General features: G+C 60.2%; 1 protein-coding gene and 1 pseudogene. Both read right to left on the bottom strand.

What is annotated here, in order from left to right; translation table 11 throughout:
* A partial coding sequence (locus tag AC1DWI_RS24135) for an ABC transporter substrate-binding protein (RefSeq protein WP_477726038.1) occupies positions 1 to 659 on the bottom strand: 659 nt, incomplete at its 3' end.
* A 27-nt stretch (positions 660 to 686) separates the two neighbouring features.
* Positions 687 to 1,084: pseudogene (locus AC1DWI_RS24140) on the bottom strand (shikimate dehydrogenase family protein); the annotation flags it as partial.

The following is a 1,084-nucleotide window of genomic DNA, read 5'->3' on the forward strand; positions in this document are numbered from 1 at the left end:
CCGTCTGCATTGCTTTGCTTGGCACGCAGCACCGCGGCGGAGAAGTCGACCTGGCCCGGTTCGGTGGAGATCTCGCTCAGGATTTTGGTCGGCGAATTGGCGAGGGCTTTTCTGATCGAGTCCATGCCGCCCTTGCCGAAATCGTTGTTCACATAAATGACGGCAATGCTTTTGAGTTTGGCCTGGTCACTGATGTAGCGTGCCACCTTGGGCATGGCAGTGGCTTGCGTGAAACTGGTGCGAAACACGTAAGGGTTGCCCTGCTCGGTGATGCTGGCTGCCTCGCCCCCGGTGAAGTTGGGCACCTCGGCGCGCCGTGATTCGGCCATGCTGACCATGATGGAGCCGGAGAACACCGGACCAAAGATGGCAAACGCGTCGTCATCGATGGCCTTTTGCGTCAGCCCCTTGGCCACGCCCGCATTGCTTTGCGTATCAGCGGTGGTTGTCTGGATTTTCTTCCCCAGGATGCCGCCGTTGGCATTGATTTCCCTGACGGCCAGCTCCACGCCGTTCTTGAAGTTGGTGCCTGCCGTGGCGCCGCCGCCGGACAGCTCGACAATGTTGGCGATCTTGATGACGTCTTGCGCAAAACCAGCGCTGGCACTTACTGCAAGCGCGCAAGCAGCTATCAATTTGAGAGCGAATCGTTTTTTCATGGTTGTCTCCTCTGGGGGGTTAAAAAATCAAGGTGATGCGAGTCGTGCTTCCCCGACTCCTGGGATGGGAACACTGTCAGATGGTGTGGTCTGGAAGGGGCGCCTGATTTCACCGGCCATCGTGGCGGGGTACAAATGCCCACGGATAAAAGTGGCATCGCGGCGAACGGCCTGCGCCGCTGCGGCATGCCCAAAAAAATCCAGGTAGTCCGGCACCTGCTGGATCAGCATCTCAAATCCGGGCTGTGCGGTCAGACCGCGCTCGCGGGCAGCGCGAACCAGCGGCGTCGGCTGGTTCTTCATGAGGATGTCCATGACGGCCGCATGCGGCGCCATGCGGGAGACATCGCACGGCAGGGGATCATCGGCCCTGAGCCCCAGCGGTGAGGCATTCACCACCACGTCATGGCCCGAAGGGTCACCGC

The sequence above is a fragment of the Polaromonas sp. P3_C2 genome (genome assembly GCF_056402675.1).